Raw genomic sequence first — 936 nt, forward strand, 5'->3', positions numbered from 1 at the left:
ACGCTTTGTTGTTCCTCTTTGCCGCGAGATCTGTCAATTGCAAAGGGTAAACCACTTTCATGCTTCATATTAAAACCTCAATAAAATCTTGAATTGTTCGCGAACATCGGCGCGCAAAGGAATATTGATGGGTGTTTTGAGTATCTCGACACCACCATTCAGTTCATTGACGTCACACCAAAGCTTTCCAAGGGGGATATCTTGTTTGGGAATGCCGTGAACGAGAATAGAAACAAATGCTGCTTGTTTGCCATCAACATCGTGAAAATCTGTGCGTGCTGCAAGAAACAACAGAGTGCCGGTTGGGGAAGGGTTAAATCTGTTGCCACAATGGTTGTACACACCATCCAAAGCCTGTTCGACAGGCGCTACAGCATAGCATCTGCGATACCCAATCACGCTATTTTGGCTGTCTCTTAACACGAGATAAAGCGTGCGGTTGCTAAACCACTCTGCCATGAGTATATCGCGTTCATGTTTTTTGACCGAACACCACGGAAAATTTGCCATGTCCCATGGATAATCGATTTGTTCCCAGCTTAACTCTTCATCCCCATCATCTATCCAATTACCAATAAGCCTGCCTTCTTCTCTTGTGAGCGTGTGATTGATCTCTGTTGTGCGCCCAAAGGAAAACAAAGTGCCCCCAGCTGTTAAGCGAACACCGCTTTCATACTCCAACATGCTGTCATCAAGGCGTGACATATTGCATTCAACAGCTTGCACATCATACCCCGCAACACCACGGCGAAAATCGGAGCGCAAACTTTTGGAGAGATCTGTAATCGCTTCAATGGCTTCAAGCTGTGTTCGTTCAGGCAACTGATCAAAATCAAGTTGAAAGGAGTTCCACCATGCGCGCCCCGTCCAGGCGGGTTGAAAGCGTGCCGAAATCCCTAGCCATTCAAGCCCCATCTCTATTGCCGCAAGGGAGCC

At 47.0% G+C, this 936-nt stretch carries 1 protein-coding gene; it reads right to left on the minus strand.

The features are described 5' to 3' along the window. Nucleotides 1-69 precede the first annotated feature (69 nt). Nucleotides 70-936, minus strand: an 867-nt coding sequence (locus ACFINX_RS10235; protein ID WP_375668813.1) for a phage tail protein, incomplete at its 5' end; no start/stop codon positions are given.

Source organism: Bartonella sp. AP36NXGY (assembly GCF_042195865.1).
Taxonomy (GTDB): domain Bacteria; phylum Pseudomonadota; class Alphaproteobacteria; order Rhizobiales; family Rhizobiaceae; genus Bartonella.